At 68.2% G+C, this 22,294-nt stretch carries 20 protein-coding genes and 2 tRNA genes; 9 read left to right on the top strand and 13 right to left on the bottom strand.

The window, feature by feature from the left end; genetic code table 11:
* The first annotated feature begins 234 nt into the window (after nucleotides 1–234).
* Complete coding sequence (locus tag G6N46_RS07405; protein WP_138248793.1) at nucleotides 235–597, top strand: hypothetical protein; 363 nt, start codon at nucleotides 235–237, stop codon at nucleotides 595–597.
* 324 nt (nucleotides 598–921) lie between these two features.
* Here the strand turns inward: G6N46_RS07405 and G6N46_RS07410 are convergent, their stop codons facing one another.
* Genes G6N46_RS07410 through G6N46_RS07420 form a run of 3 tightly spaced genes read right to left on the bottom strand, consistent with a single transcriptional unit; the run spans nucleotide 922 to nucleotide 5,530 of the window.
* On the bottom strand, nucleotides 922–1,629 hold the full coding sequence (locus G6N46_RS07410; RefSeq protein WP_133425941.1) for an HNH endonuclease family protein: 708 nt from the start codon (nucleotides 1,627–1,629) through the stop codon (nucleotides 922–924).
* Nucleotides 1,626–3,845, bottom strand: coding sequence for an ATP-dependent DNA helicase RecG (gene recG / locus G6N46_RS07415; protein WP_138248792.1), 2,220 nt, complete (start codon nucleotides 3,843–3,845; stop codon nucleotides 1,626–1,628). Before recG ends, G6N46_RS07410 begins: the two co-directional genes overlap by 4 nt.
* Before the next feature lie 2 nt (nucleotides 3,846–3,847).
* Nucleotides 3,848–5,530 (bottom strand): fatty acid kinase ATP-binding subunit FakA, encoded by a 1,683-nt coding sequence (locus G6N46_RS07420; protein WP_138248791.1) that lies wholly within the window; start codon nucleotides 5,528–5,530, stop codon nucleotides 3,848–3,850.
* A gap of 218 nt (nucleotides 5,531–5,748) precedes the next feature.
* Here G6N46_RS07420 and rpmB point away from each other — a divergent pair, with 218 nt between their 5' ends.
* Nucleotides 5,749–5,943 carry a 50S ribosomal protein L28 gene (gene rpmB, locus G6N46_RS07425; RefSeq protein WP_029105766.1) on the top strand — a complete coding sequence of 65 codons (195 nt, stop codon included), beginning with the start codon at nucleotides 5,749–5,751 and terminating at the stop codon, nucleotides 5,941–5,943.
* 187 nt (nucleotides 5,944–6,130) lie between these two features.
* Here the strand turns inward: rpmB and G6N46_RS07430 are convergent, their stop codons facing one another.
* Together G6N46_RS07430 and G6N46_RS07435 are read right to left on the bottom strand one after the other, a co-directional pair.
* The gene (locus tag G6N46_RS07430) at nucleotides 6,131–6,814 is read right to left on the bottom strand and encodes a uracil-DNA glycosylase (protein WP_133425938.1); all 684 of its coding nucleotides are present in this window, start codon (nucleotides 6,812–6,814) and stop codon (nucleotides 6,131–6,133) included.
* A gap of 9 nt (nucleotides 6,815–6,823) precedes the next feature.
* The gene (locus tag G6N46_RS07435; RefSeq protein WP_138248790.1) at nucleotides 6,824–7,786 is read right to left on the bottom strand and encodes a thiamine-phosphate kinase; all 963 of its coding nucleotides are present in this window, start codon (nucleotides 7,784–7,786) and stop codon (nucleotides 6,824–6,826) included.
* A 69-nt stretch (nucleotides 7,787–7,855) separates the two neighbouring features.
* Between G6N46_RS07435 and G6N46_RS07440 the strand changes: the two genes are divergently transcribed.
* The gene (locus tag G6N46_RS07440; RefSeq protein ID WP_138248789.1) at nucleotides 7,856–8,431 is read left to right on the top strand and encodes a DUF3515 domain-containing protein; all 576 of its coding nucleotides are present in this window, start codon (nucleotides 7,856–7,858) and stop codon (nucleotides 8,429–8,431) included.
* Here the strand turns inward: G6N46_RS07440 and G6N46_RS07445 are convergent.
* Genes G6N46_RS07445 through G6N46_RS07455 form a run of 3 tightly spaced genes read right to left on the bottom strand, consistent with a single transcriptional unit; the run spans nucleotide 8,428 to nucleotide 11,664 of the window.
* Nucleotides 8,428–9,537, bottom strand: a complete 1,110-nt coding sequence (locus G6N46_RS07445) for a D-alanine--D-alanine ligase family protein (protein WP_138248788.1) — start codon at nucleotides 9,535–9,537, stop codon at nucleotides 8,428–8,430. The two genes, G6N46_RS07440 and G6N46_RS07445, sit on opposite strands and share 4 nt — an antisense overlap.
* Nucleotides 9,538–9,557: 20 nt before the next feature.
* On the bottom strand, nucleotides 9,558–10,661 hold the full coding sequence (locus G6N46_RS07450; protein ID WP_138248787.1) for a cystathionine gamma-lyase: 1,104 nt from the start codon (nucleotides 10,659–10,661) through the stop codon (nucleotides 9,558–9,560).
* A 4-nt stretch (nucleotides 10,662–10,665) separates the two neighbouring features.
* Nucleotides 10,666–11,664, bottom strand: a complete 999-nt coding sequence (locus G6N46_RS07455) for an NAD(P)H-dependent glycerol-3-phosphate dehydrogenase (protein ID WP_174814031.1) — start codon at nucleotides 11,662–11,664, stop codon at nucleotides 10,666–10,668.
* A gap of 43 nt (nucleotides 11,665–11,707) precedes the next feature.
* Between G6N46_RS07455 and cofC the strand changes: the two genes are divergently transcribed.
* The 3 genes from cofC (at nucleotide 11,708) to mutT1 (ending at nucleotide 15,580) form a co-directional block, all read left to right on the top strand.
* Complete coding sequence (gene cofC / locus G6N46_RS07460) at nucleotides 11,708–12,364, top strand: 2-phospho-L-lactate guanylyltransferase (protein WP_407665084.1); 657 nt, start codon at nucleotides 11,708–11,710, stop codon at nucleotides 12,362–12,364.
* Between the two features lie 58 nt (nucleotides 12,365–12,422).
* Nucleotides 12,423–14,588, top strand: coding sequence for an RNA degradosome polyphosphate kinase (locus G6N46_RS07465; RefSeq protein ID WP_407665085.1), 2,166 nt, complete (start codon nucleotides 12,423–12,425; stop codon nucleotides 14,586–14,588).
* Between the two features lie 62 nt (nucleotides 14,589–14,650).
* Nucleotides 14,651–15,580 carry an 8-oxo-(d)GTP phosphatase MutT1 gene (gene mutT1 / locus G6N46_RS07470; RefSeq protein WP_138248785.1) on the top strand — a complete coding sequence of 310 codons (930 nt, stop codon included), beginning with the start codon at nucleotides 14,651–14,653 and terminating at the stop codon, nucleotides 15,578–15,580.
* Nucleotides 15,581–15,651: 71 nt separating this feature from the next.
* Here the strand turns inward: mutT1 and G6N46_RS07475 are convergent, their stop codons facing one another.
* From G6N46_RS07475 to leuC, 3 genes are all read right to left on the bottom strand, one after another.
* Nucleotides 15,652–16,308: an HU family DNA-binding protein gene (locus tag G6N46_RS07475; protein ID WP_029118439.1), complete on the bottom strand. Its 657-nt coding sequence runs from the start codon at nucleotides 16,306–16,308 to the stop codon at nucleotides 15,652–15,654.
* A 248-nt stretch (nucleotides 16,309–16,556) separates the two neighbouring features.
* On the bottom strand, nucleotides 16,557–17,150 hold the full coding sequence (gene leuD / locus G6N46_RS07480) for a 3-isopropylmalate dehydratase small subunit (RefSeq protein ID WP_064860460.1): 594 nt from the start codon (nucleotides 17,148–17,150) through the stop codon (nucleotides 16,557–16,559).
* Between the two features lie 12 nt (nucleotides 17,151–17,162).
* On the bottom strand, nucleotides 17,163–18,587 hold the full coding sequence (gene leuC / locus G6N46_RS07485) for a 3-isopropylmalate dehydratase large subunit (RefSeq protein ID WP_020103819.1): 1,425 nt from the start codon (nucleotides 18,585–18,587) through the stop codon (nucleotides 17,163–17,165).
* 75 nt (nucleotides 18,588–18,662) lie between these two features.
* Between leuC and G6N46_RS07490 the strand changes: the two genes are divergently transcribed.
* The 3 genes from G6N46_RS07490 to G6N46_RS07500 all read left to right on the top strand — a co-directional run bounded on the left by G6N46_RS07490 (nucleotide 18,663) and on the right by G6N46_RS07500 (nucleotide 22,027).
* Nucleotides 18,663–19,364: an IclR family transcriptional regulator gene (locus tag G6N46_RS07490; RefSeq protein WP_029105769.1), complete on the top strand. Its 702-nt coding sequence runs from the start codon at nucleotides 18,663–18,665 to the stop codon at nucleotides 19,362–19,364.
* A 124-nt stretch (nucleotides 19,365–19,488) separates the two neighbouring features.
* Nucleotides 19,489–20,802, top strand: coding sequence for a DUF1800 domain-containing protein (locus tag G6N46_RS07495; protein ID WP_322790396.1), 1,314 nt, complete (start codon nucleotides 19,489–19,491; stop codon nucleotides 20,800–20,802).
* A 10-nt stretch (nucleotides 20,803–20,812) separates the two neighbouring features.
* Nucleotides 20,813–22,027, top strand: a complete 1,215-nt coding sequence (locus tag G6N46_RS07500) for a DUF1501 domain-containing protein (RefSeq protein WP_138248784.1) — start codon at nucleotides 20,813–20,815, stop codon at nucleotides 22,025–22,027.
* A gap of 53 nt (nucleotides 22,028–22,080) precedes the next feature.
* Here the strand turns inward: G6N46_RS07500 and G6N46_RS07505 are convergent.
* Nucleotides 22,081–22,153: transfer RNA gene (locus G6N46_RS07505), tRNA-Glu, on the bottom strand.
* A 60-nt stretch (nucleotides 22,154–22,213) separates the two neighbouring features.
* Nucleotides 22,214–22,285, bottom strand: a tRNA-Gln gene (locus G6N46_RS07510).
* Nucleotides 22,286–22,294 lie beyond the last annotated feature (9 nt).

The raw sequence follows: 22,294 nt of genomic DNA on the forward strand, positions 1-22,294 counted from the left end.
GGGTCGCGTGTGCCGATTGTCGAAAAACTCGCAGCAATTGATTCGTGTTAACTATCCCACTATTACCCCTGGTGCGTTAATTTGATATTGCGTCCGTTTATTCCGACGCAACCAGACATCATCGAGCAGGGGGTTCGAGAAATGGTTCATTCATTCCGGAGCACTTCACAATTAACGACTCCGACAATTGGGCGCGTCTCTCAGCGCTTGCTATTGGGTGCGGCAACAATTGGCATGGGCGCACTGCTATTCACCTTCGGAGCCGGCACGGCACAGGCCGACACCTCCGGGCTCGCGAGTCACGCCAACGCACCCACCTCGAGTAGCCCGGTGGGCGGCATCGCTGGCGCACTCGACGGCACGGTGAAGACGGTGGCCGGTGCCCTCCACGGCACCACCAAAACCCTGGCCGCCGACCTCAACGGGACCACCAAGACCGTCGCCGCCGACCTCGACGGCACCACCAAGACCGTCGCGGGCGGACTGCACAACACCACCAAGACGGCCGCGGGCGCACTCGACGGCACCACCAAGACCGTCGCCGGTGCCCTCAACGGCACCCTGAAGACCATCGGCGGCATTTTCGGGCGCCGCTAGCGAATACCGCAACAGGCAGGAGCGAATTTGGCATCAGGCTGCGGCGAATTGTTGACCGATTGCTGAATTGACGGCATTCCGACCCGAAATTCAGTCGCCCCGCTCTCGGTCATTTCGCCGTGGTCATATGAGCAGATATTGGTTGCCGAGACGCGGTAGCTCGGCAACCAATATCTGCGCAATTCGGCGCCGACCGCTCTCGAATTAGCGGTTGTGCGACCCCGGCGCGCAACAGCAAACAATCCACCGCCATTTTTTGTGCGGAATCAGTCGGTCGGGCAACGAATACGCAAACAGCCCGTCGTGTACTGACGACGACGGCTCCTAGCTCGTCGGGCAGGTGGCCGCGGCATCGCGCAGGACGGGCACCGACGGCGCGTCCACGGGCAGCCCATAGCCGCGCAACACCGCGACGTATTGCACGGCGTACTGGCACCAGAAACCGTGGTTCGGCGGCATCCAGTCCGACGGCTGCTTGTCGCCTTTGTCCTGATTCGATTTCCCGGACACCGCGAGCAGATTCGCCGGGTCATTGGCGAATCGGAGCCGAAGCTCGTCGTTCCAGTCTCTGGCCCCGAGGTCCCAGGCCAGCGCGAGCGGCACGATGTGGTCGATCTGCACCGCTGCGCCGACCTGGTTGCCGCGCGTGAACGCGATGGTGTCGTTGGTGTAGGGATCGCGCAGTACCCCGGTCTTCACCGCCTGCGGGCAGCGCTTGAGCGACACGAGAGTCTTGTCGGTGAGGTCCCGGTTCAGGATGTCGTTGCGGGTGTCGCAGCCGTTGTGGCCCTCGGGCGCCGGGTTGTCGTCGGTCCAGGCCTCACCGAACGCCGCGCGCCGGTAGTTCGGATCCCGCACGCGCCGCGCGATGACGGCCACGCCCGCCAGGATGTCGGTACCGGGAGCGACGGTCGGCACGACGGCACCGTCGACGCCGTCGGCGACCGCTGCCGGTTCGTCTGCCGTACCGACCTGGATCGCGACCACCACCGCCAGCACCACTGCCGCCACCAGCCACAGCAGGCGTTTCACGCCTTGTCCAGGTACTCGACGCGGTCGGTGTCGACGAACTGGGCAGCCAGCGCGGACATGCCCGGATCATCCGGATTCTGCGCGTAGGCCGCCTGGCAGAAGGTCCGGGCCGACTCGATGACTTCCTGATGGTCGGCCAGCGACAGGAACCGCAGGTGCCCGGCCCGCCCGGACTGGTTGAGGCCCAGCACATCGCCCTCGCGACGCTCCTGCAGATCCAGATCGGCCAGTTCGAAACCGTCGAGGGTGCCGGCGACGGCCTGCAGCCGGGCGCCGGCCTTCGATCCCTCCGGCAGTTTCGTCGCGAGTAGGCACAGGCTGGCGTGCGAGCCACGACCGATACGGCCCCGCAGCTGGTGCAGCTGGCTGATGCCGAAGCGGTCCGCGTCCATCACCACCATGACCGTCGAGTTGGGCACGTCGACGCCGACCTCGATGACCGTGGTGCACACCAGCACATCGATCTGTCCGGCCCGGAAGGCCGACATGATGGCGTCCTTCTCGTCGCCCGGCAGCCGGCCGTGCATGAGCCCCAGCCTCAGTCCGTGCAGCGGCCCGGTACGCAGTTTGTCGTAGAGCTCGACGACCGTCACCGGCGGCGGGCCGGCCTCTTTGTTCTCGCTCGTCTTGTCGTTCTCGTCGATCCGAGAGGCCACCACGTAGGCCTGCCGGCCCGCTTGGACCTCTTCGCGGATGCGGGCCCACGCCCTGTCGAGCCACGCCGGCTTCTGGCTGACGAAGATGGTCTTGGTGTCGATCGGCTGGCGGCCCCGCGGCAACTCCCGCATGGTCGAGGTCTCCAGATCGCCGTACACGGTCAGCGCGACCGTACGCGGGATCGGGGTGGCCGTCATCACCAGCAGGTGCGGCGTCAGGCCCTCAGGAGCCTTGGCGCGCAAGCGATCTCGCTGCTCGACCCCGAACCGGTGCTGCTCGTCGACGACCACCATGCCGAGCCGGTCGAACTCCACGGCGTCCTGCAGCAGGGCGTGGGTGCCGATGACGATGCCGGCCCGCCCACTCGAGACCTCCTCGCGTACCTGCCGTTTCTGCTGTGCGGTCATGGATCCGGTGAGCAGCGCCACCGATGTCGCATCGTCCGGGGCGCCGAGCTGGCCCGCCATGGCGAGCGGCCCCAGTACGTCGCGAACCGACCGCGCATGTTGCACGGCAAGCACTTCCGTCGGCGCGAGCAGCGCACATTGGTATCCGGCGTCGACCATCTGCAGCATGGCGAGCAGCGAGACGATGGTCTTGCCCGAGCCCACTTCGCCCTGCAGCATCCGGTTCATGGGCCGGGACTCGGACAGCTCGGTCGACAGCACCTCGAGCACATCACGCTGGCCCGCGGTCAATTCGAACGGCAACCGGTCGCGCAGCGCGGCCGCCAGACCGTCTTCTCTCGGCGGTGCCGGTGGACCGGATTGCGACTGCGTACCGTGCCGACGGGCGGCCAGCGCCCATTGGAGCCCGGCGGCCTCGTCGAAGGTCAGCCGCTCCCTGGCCTGTTCACGGTCCGCCTCGCGCTCGCCGAGGTGGATGTCACGCAGCGCCTGGTCCTCGGAGATCAGGCCCCGCTGCGCGCGGATGGATTCCGGCAGCGGGTCGGATATCGGGTCCAGCACCGCGAGCACCTGCAGGATGCATGCGTAGATGTCCCAGCTCTGCACCTTGGCGCACGCCGAGTAGATCGGGAAGAACTCCCGCTCGAACGCCGACATCTGCAGTTCGCCGTGCATCTTCTCGGAGGCGTCGGCGATCTTCTTCAGCGCCGGTGAACCGAACGTGCGGCCCCCGGCCGAACCGAGGACCAGGTGTGCGGGATGCGTCAATTGCATTGTGCGCCCATAGAATCCGACCACGCCCGACAGCATCACCCGGGTGCCCTCGACGAGCGACTTCTTGAGGAACTTGGCGTTGAAGAAGGTCGCGGTGACCTTCGGATTGCGATTGCCGAGGGTGACCACCAGATATTCGCGCTTGGGTGCCCGGTTGGTCCAGCGCGTCTCCGCCTTGGTGATGACGTCGACGAACGTGACGTGGTCGCCTTCCTCCGGTAGCTCGGTGTCTTCACCGAGCACCGTCATACCCTGGCTGTACTTGCGCGGATAGTGCCGCAACAGGTCGTTGACGGTACGGATACCGAAGAATTCTTCCAGCGGCGCAGCCGATTTCGCGCCCAGTACGTGGACCAAGGAGTCGGTCAGCGCGACCACCGCTACTCCACCCCGATCAGTAGTGCGTCGCCGCGGTGACCGGTGTGATAGGTCACCAACTCGGCCGCCAGGTGCTCCTGGCGCACATGCTCGGCCAGGGCGGCCCCCACTTCGGCGTCGACGCCCGCACCGGTCAGCACCGTCACCAGTTCGCCGCCCGACGACAGCAGCAGGTCGATCAGCCCGCTGGCGGCACTGACCAGGTCGTGCCCGACGATCAGCACCTCGTCACCGGCGATGCCCAGTCCGTCACCGGGACGGCACCGGCCGGCCCAGGTCAGCGCCGCTTCGGTGGCGATACGTACCGATCCATGCCGGGCGCCCGCCGCGGCGCGCGCCATGGTGTAACCGTCGTCGACGGCCTGCCGGGTGGCGTCGTGCACCGCCAGTGCCGCCAATCCCTGCACCATAGATCCGGCCGGTACCGGTACCACGTCCATGCCCCAGCTGATGGCCGTGGCGCAGCCGGCCACCAATTCCTCGGCGGCCAGAAAACCGTTGGGCAGCACCATGATCTGCGCGGCGCCGGTGCCGACCAGCCCGGCGAGGAACTGCTGCGCACTGACCGGCTGACCGTCGACCGGCCGCAACACGTGCGCACCCTCGCCGCCGAACAACTCCCCCGCCCCATCGCCGTCGACGATCGCCAGCACGGCGCGGTCCCGGCTCCAGCCGCCGGAGGGCCGGGCCCCGGCGGCCCCGATCAGCGCGGTGACCTGAATCCTGCTGACGGTACCCAGATCGAGGGCGGCCTCGATCGCGGCGCCGGCGTCGTCGGCGTGCACGTGCACGCTGTACTGGGCACCGGCGCTCGCGGCGGCGATGGCAACCGATTCACCGAGCCGCAGCAGGCGGGCGCGCAACACCTCGACGTCGTCGGCGGCGCAGTCACCCAGCAGGTACATCACCTCGAATTGTTGTGCCGCGCCATTGATTTCGTGATGATCGTGTTGGCCGTGGTGGTCGTGCTCGGGCCGAGGGTGCCCCGGCTGGTACTGGGGCCGGGGCGCCGAGCCGCCGGACAGCGTCGCGGTCAGCGCGTCGAGCAGGACCAGCAGACCGCGCCCACCGGCGTCGACGACGCCCGCCTCCGCGAGCACGTCGAGCTGGTCGGTGGTCCGCTCGAGCGCTGCCGCGGCGGCGTCCGCGACCGTCGCCGCGATGGTCGCGAGGTCCGTCAGGCCGTCGTGCTTCTCGGCCTCCAACGCGGCCGCCTGCAGCACCGAGACGATGGTCCCGGGCACGGTCTGCCCGACCGACGCGACCGCCAGCACCTGGGCGTGATGCAGGGCCGCGGCGAATTCCGGCGCCGTGATCTCGCCGCACTCTCTGTCCTCGCCGCGTTGCAACGCGGCCTCGGCGACCACGTCGGCCACGCCGCGCAGGATCTGCGACAGGATGACGCCCGAGTTGCCCCGGGCGCCGTGCAGCGCGCCCGCCGACAACGCGGCCGACACCGCCACCACGTCGTTGCCCGCCGCCTTCACGGCCTCGTCGGCCTGGGCGGCGGCGGCGCGCATGGTGAACAACATGTTGGTGCCGGTGTCGGAGTCGGCGACGGGATAGACGTTCAGCCGATTGATCTCGTCGGTGTGGGCGATCAGATGCAGGACCGCGGTGTGCGCCCAGTCACGTAAGGCGATCCCATCCAGCGGACGGGGTGTGCGACCCACGCCAGCTGACATGTGACCTCCATCGCGTCCGCCCTCGACCCTCAGTGCCCCGCCAGCCTAGCCACAGGCCCCGACAAATCTCCTGACCAACTCCCATGGAACAGCGGCCGCCAGACCCATTTTGGTGATCGTCGGGCGGCCCGGTATCCTGGTCAGGTTGTCTGTTCGCGCCGCACAACGCTGCGGCCGTCGGACTCAGACCCCAAGTACTGATTTTCGAGGAGTTCTTCATGGCCGCCGTGTGCGACATCTGCGGAAAGGGACCGGGCTTCGGTATGTCCGTCTCGCACTCCCACCGTCGGACCAACCGCCGCTGGGATCCGAACATCCAGACCGTGCGTGCCGTGGATCGTCCGGGCGGCAACCGCAAGCGCGTCAACGCCTGCACCTCCTGCCTCAAGGCCGGCAAGGTCACCCGCGGCTAGTTTCGGCTACCGCCGGGCGGATTGCTTCCGCCTGACAACTGAAAGCTTCACACGAAAGCGCTGCACGTACTCCGCGTGCAGCGCTTTCGTGTGTCTTCGGGCCAAGTTCGCGGCCCGCGAGCGGCCGCATAGTGCACACCAAAACCGGCGTGTCGCCGTACAAACACGGTCGCTCGCGGGAGGTGTCCTAGGGCAGGCGCCAGTCGATCGGGTCCGCACCGAGGCCGGTCAGCAGCTCGTTGGCGCGGCTGAAGGGCCGGGACCCGAAGAAACCGCGCGATGCCGACAACGGTGACGGGTGCACCGATTCGATGCTCGCGCAGCGTTCGCCGGTGAGCATGGGCTTGAGGGTCTGCGCGTCGCGGCCCCACAACACCGCCACCAGCGGCTGCGGCCGCGCGATCAGGGCGTTGATCGCGCATTCGGTGACGGCTTCCCAGCCTTTCCCGCGGTGCGATGCAGGATTGCCCGGCCGGACCGTCAGCACCCTGTTCAGCATCATGACGCCCTGCTTCGACCACGGGCTCAGGTCGCCGCAACTGGGCGGCTCGTAACCCAGGTCCGCGGTGTACTCGGTGAAGATGTTGGACAGACTGCGCGGCAGCGGCCGCACGTCGGGCGCCACCGAGAAACTCAGCCCGACGGCATGCCCTGGGGTCGGATAGGGGTCCTGGCCGACGATCAGCACCCGCACCTCGTCGAAGGGGAACGTGAAGGCGCGCAACACATTCTCCCCCGCCGGCAGATAGCCGTGACCGGCCGCGTTCTCGGCGCGCAGGAATTCACCCATCGCGGTGATCTGCGGGGCGACGGGTGCCAGGGCCGTGGCCCAGCCGGGGTCGATCAGGTCGTGCAGGGGTCGGGCGCTCACGCCAGTACCTTACTGACCGAACGATTCCCATCCGCCGGCTCCATGCCATGACGCGCCGTCGACCGTCACGCGCGCTTCGCCGGGCCCGACGGTTCCGATCGCCCGCCACCCCGCCGGCAGTGCGCCACCGAAAGTGCCGACCAGCACGTGGTCCTCACCGCCGCCGAGCACCCAGTCACGGGCGTCGCCACCGACCATCGCGGCCGCCGGCGTCAGCGTCGCCACGTCGACCTCGAGCGCGGCCATGGACAGGTCTACGGCGACGCCGGAGGCCGACGCGATGTGACCGAGGTCGGCGACCAGCCCGTCGGACACATCTGTCAACGCGGTCGCGCCCGCCGCCGCGGCGGCCGCCCCCTGTCCGTACGCCACGTGCGGCACCAGATGCCGTCGGCGCAACTCGTCGAACTCGTGGATACCTTTGCGCCACAAGGTATATCCGGCTCCAGACCAGCCCAGGTCACCGATCACCGCGACGGTGTCCCCCGGTTGCGCACCGGACAGCAGCACAGGCGCGCGGCCACCCAGGTCGCCCAGCACCGTCACCGAGACCACCCACTGCGGTGCGGCCACCAGGTCACCGCCCACGATTCCGGCACCGAATTTCGTTGCCTCCGACCACATTCCGTCAGACAACCGCTGCGCGTCGGCGGCCTCGGTGTCCACGGGCGCCCCGAAGCCGACGACGAACGCGTAGGCCCGGCCGCCCATGGCCTCGATGTCCGCGGCGTTCTGCGCAATTGCCTTGCGGCCCACATCATGCGGTGTGGACCAGTCCAGCCGGAAATGCCGGCCCTCGACCAGCATGTCGGTCGACACCACGACCCGGCCGTCGGCGGCCGTCAGCAGCGCGGCGTCGTCACCCGGACCGACGACGACCTCGGCGGGCTGGGTGCGGCGAGCGGTTATCCGCCCGATCACCGCGAACTCACCGAGCCCCGCCAGGGTCTCCCGGGATTCCGCGCTGCTCATGGTGGTGGAGTCTATGGCGCACGACCGCCGTCGGCCGCCCGGGGCGACGGGCGCTCTAGAGTTGCCGTCATGACCGAACCCGGCGACCACAGCGCCCTGGCCGGCGATCCCGATGGGCCGCCCCGCGGCGCCATCATCGCGGCTGTCGTCGTGGCGGTCGCCGCTATCGTCGGTCTGCTCGCCTATGCGGCACTGCGGCAGGCGCCTGCGGACAAGCCCGTTGCGCTCCTGCTCGCCGGCGCGCCGGCACCGCAGGCCGACAGCGACCAGTGCCGGGCACTCCTCGCGGCGCTGCCCGACGCCATGGGCGATTTCCGGCGGGCGACGCTCGCGGACCCCGCCCCGCCCGGCGCCGCCGCGTGGCTGGGCCCGACCGGCATCGACACGGTGGTGCTGCGCTGCGGTGTCGAGCGGCCCGACGATTTCGTGGTCGGCGCACCGCTGCAGATGGTGAATGCGGTGTCGTGGTTCGAAGCCAGCGGCCCCTCGGCCAGCACCTGGTACGCCGTCGACCACGGGGCGCAGGCCACCTACGTCGCGCTGACGCTGCCGCAGGGCTCCGGTCCGACACCGATCCAGACCATCTCCGAGCTCATCGAAAAGGTGATGCCGCCCCGGCCGCTGGACCCGGCACCGGCCCGCTAGCGCAGACCGGTCCCCCGCCCGACCGCGGTGTCCACCATGACACTGAGCAGCGTGGCGTAGTCGACACCACTGGCCGCCCACATCTGCGGGTACATCGAGATGGTGGTGAAGCCGGGCATGGTGTTGATCTCGTTGATCACCGGCCCGTTCTCGGTGAGGAAGAAGTCGACGCGGGCCAGGCCCTGGCAGTCCAGCGCTTTGAACGCCCGGATGGCCAACTGCCTGATCTCGTCGGCGGTTTCGTCGTCGACCTTGGCGGGCACGTCGAGTTCGGCGGCGTCCTCGAGGTACTTGGTGGCGAAGTCGTAGAACCCGCCACCCACGCGAATCTCACCCAGCTCACTGGCCGCGACACGGCCGTCCGGGTACTCCAGAACCCCGCATTCCACTTCGCGGCCCGGCATCGCGGCTTCGACGATCACCTTCGGATCATGTTGGCGCGCATAAGCGATGGCCTGATCCAGCTCGTCCCACGACGTGACCCGACTGACGCCGATGGACGATCCGCCGCGAGCCGGCTTCACGAACACCGGCAGACCCAGACGTTCCCGGTCGTCGAGGCTCAGCGTCACGTCGCGCGGCCGCAGCACCACCTGGTCGCCGATCGGCAGACCGTCGGCCGCCAGCAGCTTCTTGGTGAATTCCTTGTCCATCCCGGCCGCGCTGGCCAGCACACCCGCACCGACATACGGCACACCGGCCAGTTCCAGCAGGCCCTGGATGGTGCCGTCCTCGCCGTACGGGCCGTGCAGCACCGGGAAGACGACGTCGACCGCGGTCAGCACCTGTGCGACGCCGTCCTGCAGCGACAGCAGTTCACCGCGGCGGTTCGGGTCGGCGGCCAGCGTCAGCGCGGTTCCGGACGCCTCGGTGACACCCGGCAGCTGGCCGTCGGTGATGGCGAGGGTCTCCGGACGACCGTCGCCCAGCACCCAGGAACCCTCCGGGGTGATGCCGACGGCGACGACCTCGTAGCGGGCCGGGTCCAGGTTGCGCAGGATGCTCCCGGCCGAAACACAGGAGATGGCGTGCTCTGAGCTGCGTCCGCCGTAAACGACGGCGACCCGGGTACGGCCGGCGGCTGCTGAGGATTGAGGGGCAGTCACAATCTGGAGAGGCTACCTGGCTACCCCAGCGCACCCGTGATGTCGGCCAGTAGGTCATCGGTGTCCTCGATCCCGAGCGATATCCGCGCAAAGCCCGGCTCTACCGCATCGCCCCAGCGTGCGCGCCTGTCGACCGAGGTGTGGATACCGCCGAAACTGGTCGCGGCGACCAGCAGCTGACTGCGGTTCACCAGCTCCCGGACGGCAGCGGCGTCGGCCAGCTCGATCGCGACCAGGCCGCCGAAACGTCGCATCTGATCGCGGGCGACGGGGTGCGCCGGGTCGGTCGGTAGGCCCGGATAACGCACGGTCCGCACGGCGGGGTGGGCGTCGAGCGTCATCGCCAGCGCGAGCGCGTTGCCGCACTGCCGCTCGAACCGCAGACCGGCGGTGCCGAGGCTGCGCAGCGCCAGCCAGGCCTCGAAGTGGCCGAGGATCGCGCCGGCCAACAGGCGGTCCCGTTCGATGGCGGCCATGAGTTCGCGGTGGCACCCGGCGACGTAGCCGGCCAGCAGGTCGCTGTGCCCGGACAGCCCCTTCGTCGCGCTGGCCACCACCAGGTCCGCGCCGAGCGACAGCGGCCGCTGCCCCAGCGGGGTCGCGGCGGTGTTGTCCACCATGAGGGTCGCGCCGCGGGAGCGGCAGATCGTGGACAACCGGTGCAGGTCGACGACATCCAGCGTCGGGTTGACGGGAGATTCGGCGAGCACGACGTCGGCGCCCGCGGCGGCGTCGTACATCTGCGCGGCGGTCGCCTCGATCACCGTGACGCCACGGGCCGCGAGATGCTCGGCCGCGTATCGGCGCACCTGGTAGTAGCCGTCGGCGGGGACCACGAGCGTGGTGCCGGGGATTGCCAGCACCCGCAGCGCGGACGATATCGCGGCCATCCCCGAGGAGAACGTCAGCGCCGAGGTGGCGCCCTCCAGCTCGGCCAGGGCCGATTCCAGTTGACGCCAGGCCGGATTGGAGTTGCGGCCGTAGAAGTCCAGACCGTCCGATTCATCGTCGGACAGGTGATACGCCGCCACCGGAACCGGGGGCGGCGCCACCGGCAGCCCTGGAACCCGTTGCGACGCAGTCGCTTTGACGGTACGGGTGGAGTCGCCGAGCTGGCCGTCCACGGCCCTACTCCGGCTTGGTGCTGCGGCCGAGCAACAACGCGAACGCCTGGTCCACCGACAAACCCTTGTGGCACACCCGGTTCACCGCGTCGGTCAGCGGCATCTCGACGTCGTAACTCTCGGCCAGCGCCAGCACCGACTGGCAGGACGTGACGCCCTCGGCGACCTTGCCGCTGGCCGCGGCCGTCGCCGACTCCATGGTGCCGCCGCGCGCCAGGCGCTCGCCGAAGCTGCGGTTGCGGGACTGCGGCGAGGTGCAGGTGGCGACCAGATCACCGACGCCGGCCAGTCCGGCCAGCGTTACGCCCTTGGCGCCGAGCGCGATTCCCAATCGCATGATCTCGGCCAGCCCGCGGGTGATGATCGCGGCGGCCGTGTTCTCGCCGAACCCGGCGCCCGCCGCCATCCCGCAGGCCAGCGCGATGACGTTCTTGCAGGCCCCGCCCACTTCGGCGCCGATCACGTCGGCGCTGGTGTACGGCCGGAAGTAGCCGGTGGCGAAGGCGCGCTGCAACGCGACCGCACGTCCCGAATCGGTGCACGCGATCAGCGTGGCGGCCGGCTGCTCGTCGACCACTTCGCTGGCCAGGTTGGGTCCGCTGAGGACGGCGACCCGGCTCGGGTCGGCACCCGTGACCTGGACGATTACCTGGCTCATGCGCAACAGGTTGTCGAGCTCGATGCCCTTGGCCACGCTGACGAGCGTGGTGTCGTCACCGAGGTATCCGGTCCAGGCGGTCAGATTGGTGCGCAGCGTCTGGGACGGCACCGCCAGCAGCACGGTGCAGGCGCCCGTCAGCGCCTCGGCGGGATCCGCCGTCGCCTTGATGGACGCCGGCAGCGTCCGGTCACCGAGATACTTCGAGTTCCGGTGGGTCTCGTTGATCTCGCGCGCCACCTCCGCGCTGCGCGCCCACAACGTCACATTGTTGCCCGCGTCCGCCAGGACTTTAGCCAGTGCCGTCCCCCACGCGCCGGCACCCATCACCGCTGCCTCCACCACGCGTCAACAGTAGCCCCGCCGGCCCTTTGGCAGTATGGCGGTCATGAGCGGCGACCCGAGGGTGCAGACGGCCGGCGATGGCGCCGGTGTCGGGTTGATCATCGCGGTGAAACGGCTGGCCGCGGCCAAGACCCGACTGGCCCCGGTTTTCGCCGGCGATCTGCGCGAGCAGGTGGTGCTCGCGATGCTGCTCGACACCATCACCGCGGCCCTGGCCGTGCCGGCCGTCGGCTCGGTAACCGTCGTCACGCCCGACCCGGACGCCGCCGCCGCGGTGCGCGAACTCGGTGCCGGCGTGCTGCTGGACCCCACGCCGGCCGGACACCCCGATCCGTTGAATCACGCACTCGCCGCCACCGAGCGCGTGCTGCGGGACCGGGTGACGAACGTCGCGGTGTTGCAAGGTGACCTGCCCGCGCTGCGCACCGCGGAATTGGCCGACGCGATCGCCGGCGCCAGTGGGCATGCCCGCAGTTTCATCGCCGACCGGCACCGCACCGGTACCGCGGCACTGTTCGCCTTCGGTGCCCCACTCGTTCCCGAGTTCGGCGCCGATTCCGCACGGCGCCATGCCGATTCGGGCGCGGTGGAACTGTCGGGTGACTGGCCGGGGCTACGCTGCGACATCGACACCCCGGACGACCTGGAGACGGCGCGCCGGCTTGGTGTCGGGCCGGCCACGACGCGGATCGTCGGCTGACCACCGGCGTTCACCAACCATGTGGCCTGTACCCAACAGATAGGGAATGATCGTCGGGGTGACCGAAGCCGACACCCGTTCAGCACACACCGACCGCACCCCCGTCGACTCGGACCCGGAGACACTGCCCGCTGCCACCGCGGATCCGACGGACGGCGCGCTACCCGATGACCGGTACCTCAACCGCGAGCTGAGCTGGCTGGACTTCAACGCCCGGGTGTTGGCGCTCGCCGCCGACCGGTCGCTGCCGTTGTTGGAGCAGGCCAAGTTCCTGGCGATCTTCGCCTCGAATCTCGATGAGTTCTACATGGTCCGGGTGGCCGGCCTGAAGCGCCGTGACGAGACCGGGCTGTCGGTCCGGTCGGCGGACGGGCTGTCACCGCGCGAACAGCTGCGCCGGATCGGCGAACGCACTCAGCAGATCTCGACCCGCCACGCCACCGTGTTCGGTGAGGTGGTGCGTCCGGCGCTGGCCGAGCAGGGCATCACGATCGTCAACTGGAGCGAGCTGGACGAGCACGAGCAGTCCAAGCTCTCCACCTATTTCCACGATCAGGTGTTCCCGGTGCTGACGCCGCTGGCCGTCGACCCCGCGCATCCGTTCCCCTTCGTGAGCGGCTTGAGCATCAACCTCGCCATCACCGTGCGCAATCCCGAGGACGGCACTCAGCACTTCGCCCGAATCAAAGTGCCGGACAACGTCGATCGGTTCGTGGAGTTGCCCGAGCCGGGCACGACGGCCGACGGCGTGAAGTCGCGCGTGCGGTTCCTGCCGATGGAAGAACTCATCGCCGCATTCCTGCCGGTGCTGTTCCCCGGCCTGGACATCGTCGAGCACCACGCGTTCCGGATCACCCGCAACGCCGACTTCGAAGTCGAGGAAGACCGCGACGAGGATCTGCTGCAGGCGCTGGAACGGGAGCTGGCGCGCAGGCGGTTCGGCTCACCGGTACGGCTCGAAGTCGCCACCGACATGACCGAGAACATGCTCGACCTGCTGTTGCGTGAGCTGGACGTGCACCCGGGCGACGTGATCGAAGTTCCTGGACTGCTGGACCTTTCGTCACTGTGGCAGATCTACGGCGTCGACCGACCCGATCTGAAGGACCGGCCGTTCGTGCCGGCCACGCCCCCGGCGTTCGGCGAGCGCGAGACACCGAAGAGCATCTTCTCGACGCTCCGCGACGGGGACGTCCTGGTGCACCACCCGTACGACTCGTTCTCCACCACGGTGCAGCGTTTCATCGAGCAGGCCGCCGCCGACCCGAATGTGTTGGCCATCAAGCAGACGCTGTACCGCACCTCGGGTGACTCCCCGATCGTCAACGCGCTGATCGATGCCGCCGAGGCCGGCAAGCAGGTGGTGGCGCTGGTGGAGATCAAGGCCAGGTTCGACGAGCAGGCCAACATCAAGTGGGCGCGCGCGCTGGAGCAGGCGGGCGTGCACGTGGTGTACGGACTCATCGGGCTCAAGACCCATTGCAAGACGGCGTTGGTGGTGCGTCGCGAAGGTTCGACCATCCGCCGCTACTGCCATGTGGGCACGGGCAACTACAACCCGAAAACCGCGCGCCTGTACGAGGACGTCGGCCTGCTGACGGCCTCGCCGGAGATCGGCGCCGACCTCACCGACCTGTTCAACTCGCTGACCGGCTACTCACGCAAGGTGTCGTACCGCAACCTGCTGGTCGCTCCGCACAGTGTGCGGCGCGGCATCATCGAGCGCATCGAGCGCGAGATCGAGGCCAAGCGGGCCGGAGGCGACGGCCGCATCCGGATGAAGATGAACGCCCTGGTCGACGAACAGGTCATCGATGCGCTGTACCGGGCGTCGCAGGCCGGGGTGCGGGTCGAGGTCGTGGTCCGAGGTATCTGCGCGCTGCGTCCCGGCGCCGAGGGATTCTCCGAGAACATCGTCGTGCGCTCGATTCTCGGCCGCTTCCTTGAACATTCACGCGTTATTCACTTCAACGCCATCAATGAATTCTGGATCGGCAGCGCCGACATGATGCATCGTAATCTCGACCGACGCGTCGAGGTGATGGCGCAGGTGAAGGACCCGAGACTGACCGAGGAGCTGAGCGGGGTGTTCGATTCGGCAATGGATCCGGCCACCCGTTGCTGGGAGCTGGGTCCGGACGGACACTGGACCGCGCTGCCGCGCGAAGGCGAGAAGGTCCGGGATCACCAGGTGTCGATCATGGAGCGGCACCGCACACCGTAGTTTTCGCCCGGCGGCAACGCACCGCGAAAACCTGATCCCGACAACCACATCCAGGAGCACAGGTGCCGAACAAGACGGCGCACGACACCCCCGCGACGCCGGTGTTCGCGGCCGGGGCGGTGCTGTGGCGCCCCGGCGAGTCCGGAGCGCCACTGATCGCCGTCGTCCACCGACCGCGCTACGACGACTGGTCGCTGCCCAAGGGCAAGGTGGATCCCGGTGAGACCGAACCGGTTACCGCCGTGCGGGAGATCCTGGAAGAGACCGGGTACGAGTCGGTACTGGGCCGCCGGCTGGCCGCCGTCAGCTATCCGCTGGAATACGGCACCAAGAAGGTCCGCTACTGGGCGGCCCGCACGACCGGCGGCGGGTTCAGCCCCAACGCCGAGGTCGACAAGCTCGACTGGCTGCCGGTGACCGAGGCCATGCTCCGGCTGCAATACCCGCACGACCGAAAAGTTCTGCGGCGCTTCACCCGTCGGCCCGCCGATACCCGCACCGTGCTGATCGTCCGGCACGCGACCGCGGGCCGCAAGGCCCGGTACAAGGGCGACGACCGGCTGCGGCCGCTCGACAAGAAAGGCCGGGCACAGGCGGAATCGCTTGTCGGCCAACTGCTCGCTTTCGGTGCCGGCGAGGTCCACGCGGCGTCGCGGACCCGGTGCCACCAGACCGTGGAACCGCTGGCGCAGGAGCTCGGTGTCCGGGTACGGGATGAACCGACGCTGACCGAAGAGGCCTTCGCGGCCGACGCCGACGCGGCCCGCAAGCGGGTGCTGAAGATCGCCGCAAAAGCCGACGACGAAACGGTCCCCGTCATCTGCACGCAGGGCAAGGTGATCCCGGACCTGATTTCGTGGTGGTGCGAGCGCAGCGGCATCCGGCCCGACAAATCGCGTAATCGCAAGGGCAGCATGTGGGTGATGTCACTGCACGGTGACGCGCTCGTCGCCGCGGATCACATCGGCAGCCCACTGCCGACGAAGCGCTGACACTCCACACACAGACACGCCGTGGATCGGTTGATCCACGGCGTGTCCGAGTCGGACCTATCGGATAGGGCTTAGCGGCGGCCCTTCTTGGCGGGAGCAGCCTTCTTGGCCGGTGCGGCCTTCTTGGCGGGAGCGGCCTTCTTGGCCGGAGCCGCAGCCTTCTTCGCCGGTGCGGCCTTCTTGGCGGGAGCGGCCTTCTTGGCCGGAGCCGCAGCCTTCTTCGCCGGAGCGGCCTTCTTGGCGGGAGCGGCCTTCTTGGCCGGAGCCGCAGCCTTCTTCGCCGGAGCGGCCTTCTTGGCCGGAGCGGCCTTCTTGGCCGGAGCCTTGGTGGCGGCGGCCTTCTTGGCGGGAGCGGCCTTCTTGGCCGGGGCGGCCTTCTTGGCAGCGCCACGCTTGGCCGGAGCTGCGGTGGCGCCGCGCTTCACGGCGGGGCCGTCAGCCGAAAGACGCTGCTGGCCAGCGACAACGGCCTTGAACTGAGCGCCCGGGCGGAAAGCCGGAACCGACGTCGGCTTCACCTTGACGGTCTCACCGGTGCGCGGGTTGCGCGCGACGCGGGCGGCGCGGCGACGCTGCTCGAAGACGCCGAAGCCGGTGATGGTGACGCTCTCACCCTTGTGCACGGCGCGGACGATGGTGTCCACGATGTGCTCGACGGCCGCGGTGGCCTGACGACGATCGGTGCCCAACTTCTCTGTCAGGGCATCGATGAGTTCTGCTTTGTTCATCCAAAACCTCCGATTTCAGTGGCCCTGGGTGGACCGACTAATGCACACGGTAAACCCAGTACCCGCCGATTTCCAAGAGCCACGCCCGGTTTCGGGCATAGCTATGACGAAATTCGGCAATCCGGTTGGCCCACTTGGGAGGTGGTTGAGAGGTTTCGAAACGTGGTTGCGGGGGCAGGGATTCGAGCTGCGCCCGAGTGCCGAAATTGCTCCGCAGGCCCTCCGCCGGGACCTGCGGAGCCCCTTGGTCAGGCCGGCAGAGTGCGCGGTTTGTAGCTCGGCCGACGCTGCTCGAAGGCCTCGATCTCGTCGCGTTTCCGCAGCGTAAGGCCTATATCGTCAAGACCTTCGAGCAGCCGCCATGCGGTGTAATCGTCAATCTTGAAGGGCAGCACGACCGTTCCCGCGGTCAAATTCCGATCTTGAAGATTCACAGTGATTTCCAGCCCCGGGTTCTGCTCGATCAGCTTCCAGAGCAGTTCGACATCGTCCTGTGCGACCTCCGCGGCGAGCAATCCGGCCTTGCCAGAATTTCCCCGAAAAATATCTGCGAAGCGCGACGAGATGACGACCCGGAATCCGTAATCCATCAATGCCCACACCGCGTGTTCGCGCGACGAGCCGGTGCCGAAATCGGGTCCGGCGACCAGAACCGAGCCGCGGTCGAACGGCGGGAGGTTGAGGATGAACGACGGATCGGTCCGCCAGCCGGCGAACAGTCCGTCCTCGAAACCCGTTCGGGTGACCCGCTTCAGGTACACCGCGGGGATGATCTGGTCGGTGTCGACATTGGACCGGCGCAGCGGAACGCCGATTCCGGTGTGGGTGTGGAAAGCCTCCATTACAGTGCGCTCCTAGCTCAGATCAGCGGGTGAGGACAGGGTTCCGCGCACCGCGGTGGCGGCGGCGACGGCGGGAGACACCAGGTGGGTGCGGCCGCCCTTGCCTTGGCGGCCTTCGAAATTCCGGTTGGATGTGGAGGCGCTGCGCTCGCCCGGAGCCAGCTGGTCGGGGTTCATGCCCAGACACATCGAGCAGCCGGCCTGCCGCCACTCGGCGCCGGCGGCGGTGAAAACCTCTCCCAGACCCTCGGATTCGGCCTGTGCACGCACCGCCATCGACCCGGGCACCACGAGCATCCGCACGCCGTCGGCGATCTTGCGGCCACGCAGCACATCGGCCACCACCCGCAGATCTTCGATCCGGCCGTTGGTGCAGGAACCGACGAACACGGTGTCCACCGCGATGTCCCGCATGGGCGTATTGGCCCGAAGGTCCATGTAGGCCAACGCCTTTTCGGCGGCCAGCCGGTCACCTTCATCGAACATTTGTTCTGGGTCAGGGACATTCGCGGACAGCGGCACGCCCTGCCCGGGGTTGGTACCCCAGGTGACGAACGGGCTCAGGGTGGCCGCGTCGATGTGCACCTCGGTGTCGAATTCGGCACCCTCGTCAGTACGTAACGCCGTCCAGGCCGCCACGGCCGCGTCCCAATCCGCCCCCTGCGGCGCATGCGGACGGCCCTTGAGGAACTCGAACGTCGTCTCGTCGGGCGCCACCATGCCGGCGCGGGCACCCGCTTCGATGCTCATGTTGCAGATCGTCATGCGGCCTTCCATCGACAGCGATTCGATGGCACTGCCGCGGTATTCGATGACGTGACCCTGGCCGCCGCCGGTACCGATCTTGGCGATCACCGCGAGAATGATGTCCTTGGCACTGACTCCCGGTGGCAGTTCGCCGTCGACATTGACCGCCATGGTCTTGAACGGCTTGAGCGGCAACGTCTGGGTCGCCAGCACATGCTCGACCTCGGACGTGCCGATGCCCATCGCGATCGCGCCGAAGGCACCGTGCGTCGAGGTGTGGCTGTCACCACACACCACCGTCATACCGGGCTGGGTCAGACCCAGCTGCGGTCCGATGATGTGCACGATGCCCTGCTGCGCGTCACCCATCGGGTGCAGGCGGATGCCGAATTCCGCACAGTTGCGCCGCAGCGTCTCAACCTGAGTGCGGGACACCGGATCCGCGATCGGCTTGTCGATGTCGATCGTGGGGACGTTGTGGTCCTCGGTCGCGATGGTGAGGTCCGGGCGATGGACGGGACGACCGGCCAGGCGCAGGCCGTCGAATGCCTGCGGGCTGGTGACCTCGTGCACCAGATGAAGGTCTATATAGATGAGATCGGGTTCGCGGGCGGCGCCTTCACCGGCACCCTCGACCACCACATGGTCCGCCCAGACCTTCTCCGCCATGGTGCGTGGCTTGTTCGTCATGACTGTGCAGTTCCTTCCGCGATACCCGGGAGGGCTGACCTACCATCTCACAATGCGAGACGTTAGTATCTCCCTGTGAGACAGGATAGCGGCATCGGCGTCCTCGACAAAGCGGTGGGTGTGCTGCATTCAGTGGCCGAGTCACCGTGTGGACTGGCCGAACTGTGCACCCGGACCGGGCTGCCCCGGGCGACCGCCCACCGACTGGCCGCGGGCCTGGAGGTCCATCGACTTCTGGCCCGCGACAACGAAGGACGGTGGCGGCTCGGCCCGGCACTGACCGAACTGGCCGGGCAGGTAAACGATCCGCTGCTGAGCGCTGCGGGCGCGGTACTCCCCCGACTACGCGAGATCACCGGCGAGAGCGTGCAGCTCTATCGCCGGGAAGGCATGGCCCGGGTGTGCGTCATGGCCCTCGAGCCACCGTCGGGCCTGCGCGACACCGTGCCGGTCGGCAGCCGGCTGCCCATGACCGCCGGCTCCGGCGCCAAAGTCCTGCTGGCGTACAGCGATCCCGCCACCCAGCAGGCGGTGCTGCCGACGGCGAAGTTCACCGACCGCGTCCTGGCCGAGGTCCGCCGGCGCGGTTGGGCACAGAGCGCCGCCGAACGTGAGCCCGGCGTGGCCAGCGTCTCGGCGCCGGTGCGGGACAACCGCGGCGCGGTGATCGCGGCGGTGTCGGTCTCCGGGCCGATCGACCGGATGGGCCGGCGCCCCGGCGTGCGCTGGGCGAGCGATCTGCTGGCCGCGGCCGAAGCGCTCACCCGCCGCCTGTGAGACGAACCAGCAAACCTTTGAATACGCCGCATACGGTGACGACGGTGGCGCCGATCACCTAAGTTCCTAAGTGACCCCGGCAGCGCCGGCGGGGACGTACCGCTGTAGGAAAGTAGGTTTCATCGTGTCGCAGCCACCGCAGTGGCTGGCAACCGCACGGATGCTGCGCCGCACCGGCTTCGGAACCACCGGAGCCCAGGTGGATGCTGTCGTCAAACAGGACTGGTCGGGGTATCTCGATTGGGCGCTGAGCCTCGATCCGAACGCCGACCCGGGTGCCATCGCGACCCCGATGCCGAAATCCGCCATCCCGCAGTACCCACCGTCGGGCGCCTCGGCCACCGAGATCGCCACATTCGGCCAGGAACTCGTGGCGCGCATGCAGGAACTGTCGGGGTGGTGGTTGCGCCGCATGGCCGCCGTGCAGCAGCCCGTCCACGAGAAGCTGACGCTGTTGTGGCACAACCACTTTGCCACCTCGGCGGAGAAGGTCAACGCGGCCCAGTTGATGGGCGAGCAGAACGAGAAGCTGCGTACCCTCAAGCTCGGTGACTTCGGCAGCCTCGCGTGGGCCATGCTCACCGACGGTGCGATGCTGCACTGGCTCGACGGTGACGTGAACACCGCCGCGGCGCCCAACGAGAACCTGTCCCGGGAGTTCATGGAGCTCTTCACCATGGGACATGCCAACGGCTACACCGAGATCGACGTCAAAGAGGGCGCCAAGACCCTCACCGGGCGGCACCTGAAGCCCGACGGCAGCACTGTCATCTACGCCGAGCATCATGACGAGTCCGTCAAGACCGTGCTCGGTGTCACCGGCAACCTCACCGACACCGACTTCTGCAACATCGTCCTGCGTCAGCCCGCCTCCGCGGCGTTCGTCGCCGGAACCCTCTGGCGCCTGCTGGCTTCGGACCAGCCGGCCTCCCCCGACACCGTGACCCGCCTGGTCGCCGCCTACGGCCACAACCGAGATCTCAAGGCGCTCACCAAGGCCGTCGTGCTCGATCCCGAATTCACCAAGGCCGCCGGCACCGTCGTGAGCACTCCCGTGGAATGGCTGATGGGCATCGTCCGGTCGCTCGCGGTTCCCCTCGACGACGAGCACGTCCTCGCCGACCTCGACCAGGTGCTCCGGGTGATGGGTCAGCGCCCCTTCTATCCGCCGGACGTCGGCGGCTGGCCCCGCGGCCAGCTCTGGTTGTCGACCAACAGTGCGGCGGCGCGGGTCTGGGCCGCCAACCGGCTGCTGGCGCTCAGCGACATCAGCGCCGTCGAGCAGATGGCGTCCAGTGAGCGGATCGACGGCGTCGGTTACCTGTTCGGCATCGGCGCCTGGTCGGATCGCTCGGCAGCCGCGCTCAAACCGTTGGTCTCCGATCCACACCGGCTGGTGGCAGCGGCCGTCATCACCCCCGAGTACGTGACGTCCTGAAGAGATCCCCATGCCCGAGTTCAATCGCCGCAAGTTCTTGATCGCCAGCGCCGGGGCCGGCGCCGCCGGTCTGCTCGGCGGTGTCGCCGCGGTGACGCTGCCCGATCTGCTGCGCGAAGGTCAGGACCGTCCGCTGCCGACCAACCAGGGCATCCTGGTGATCGTCACGCTCTACGGCGGCAATGACGGCCTCAACACCGTTATCCCGTACGCCGACAACGCCTATCACGACGCCCGCCCCGAACTCGCCTACAAGCCCGAGGAAGTGCTCCACCTCGATCCGGCGTTCGGGCTCAACCCAGCGCTCACCGGGATGTCGAAGCTGTGGCAGTCCAACAAGCTCGCGATCGTGCGCGGTGTCGGCTACCCGAGGCCCGACCGCAGCCACTTCCGCTCCATGGACATCTGGCAGACCGCCAACCCCGTCGACGCGGTCACCAGCGGCTGGATCGGCCGCTGGCTCGACACCAGCGGCGACGACCCGATCCGGGCCGTCAACATCGGCACCGTGCTGCCGCCCCTGGCCGTCGGCCAAAAGCACGTCGCGGCATCACTTTCCGACTTCGTGCCGGCCATCCCGCCCGACGTCGCGCGCACTTTGGCCGCGCTCAGCGCCGACGACCCGAACGACACCACCGCCATGAGCCAGGTGTGCGAGTCCTACCGTGCCAACCACGCCACCAACAGCCGCTTCGCGCCGGTGATCAACGGCCGCCTGCAGACCATCGGCCAGGCCGACAACCAGTTGGCCAGCGACCTGGAACTGGTGGCCCGCTGCATCCGCGCCGGGGTGCCCACACAGGTGTACATGACGCAGCTGCTGGGCTTCGACACACACGCCGACGAGCGCGCCCCCCAGCAGGCATTGCTCAAGACCCTCGACGACGCGCTTACGCCTTTCTTCCACAAGCTTCAGGGCACGCCGTACGGCCGCAACGTCGTGGTGCTGATGTACTCGGAATTCGGGCGGCGCGTCGCGGCCAACGCCTCACAGGGCACCGACCACGGCACGTCCGGTCCGGTGTTCATCGCCGGCACCCCCGTCAAGGGCGGGTTCTACGGCGACGCACCGAGCCTGACCGATCTCACCGACGGCGATCTGAAGACCACCGTCGACTTCCGTGACGTTTATCACGAACTGCTCCACGGCACCCTAGGCGCCGATCCGGAGCCGTCGGTCGGGCGCGGCCGGCGGGATCTCGGATTCCTGGCCGGCGGCAGGTGAGACCCCGAGAAAGACAAAACGCCGGACCTGTTGTCAGGTCCGGCGTTCGTACGTACCCCCGATGGGATTCGAACCCACGCTACCGCCGTGAGAGGGCGGCGTCCTAGGCCGCTAGACGACGGGGGCTAGAACTTCCGGAGCGATAGCTTAGCTCAGTTGCGCTGGCTGACCTAATCGCTCCGGCAGCTGGGGTACCAGGACTCGAACCTAGAATGGCTGAACCAGAATCAGCTGTGTTGCCAATTACACCATACCCCATTTGATGCC

This window comes from Mycolicibacterium phocaicum (genome assembly GCF_010731115.1).
Taxonomy (GTDB): Bacteria; Actinomycetota; Actinomycetes; order Mycobacteriales; family Mycobacteriaceae; genus Mycobacterium; species Mycobacterium phocaicum.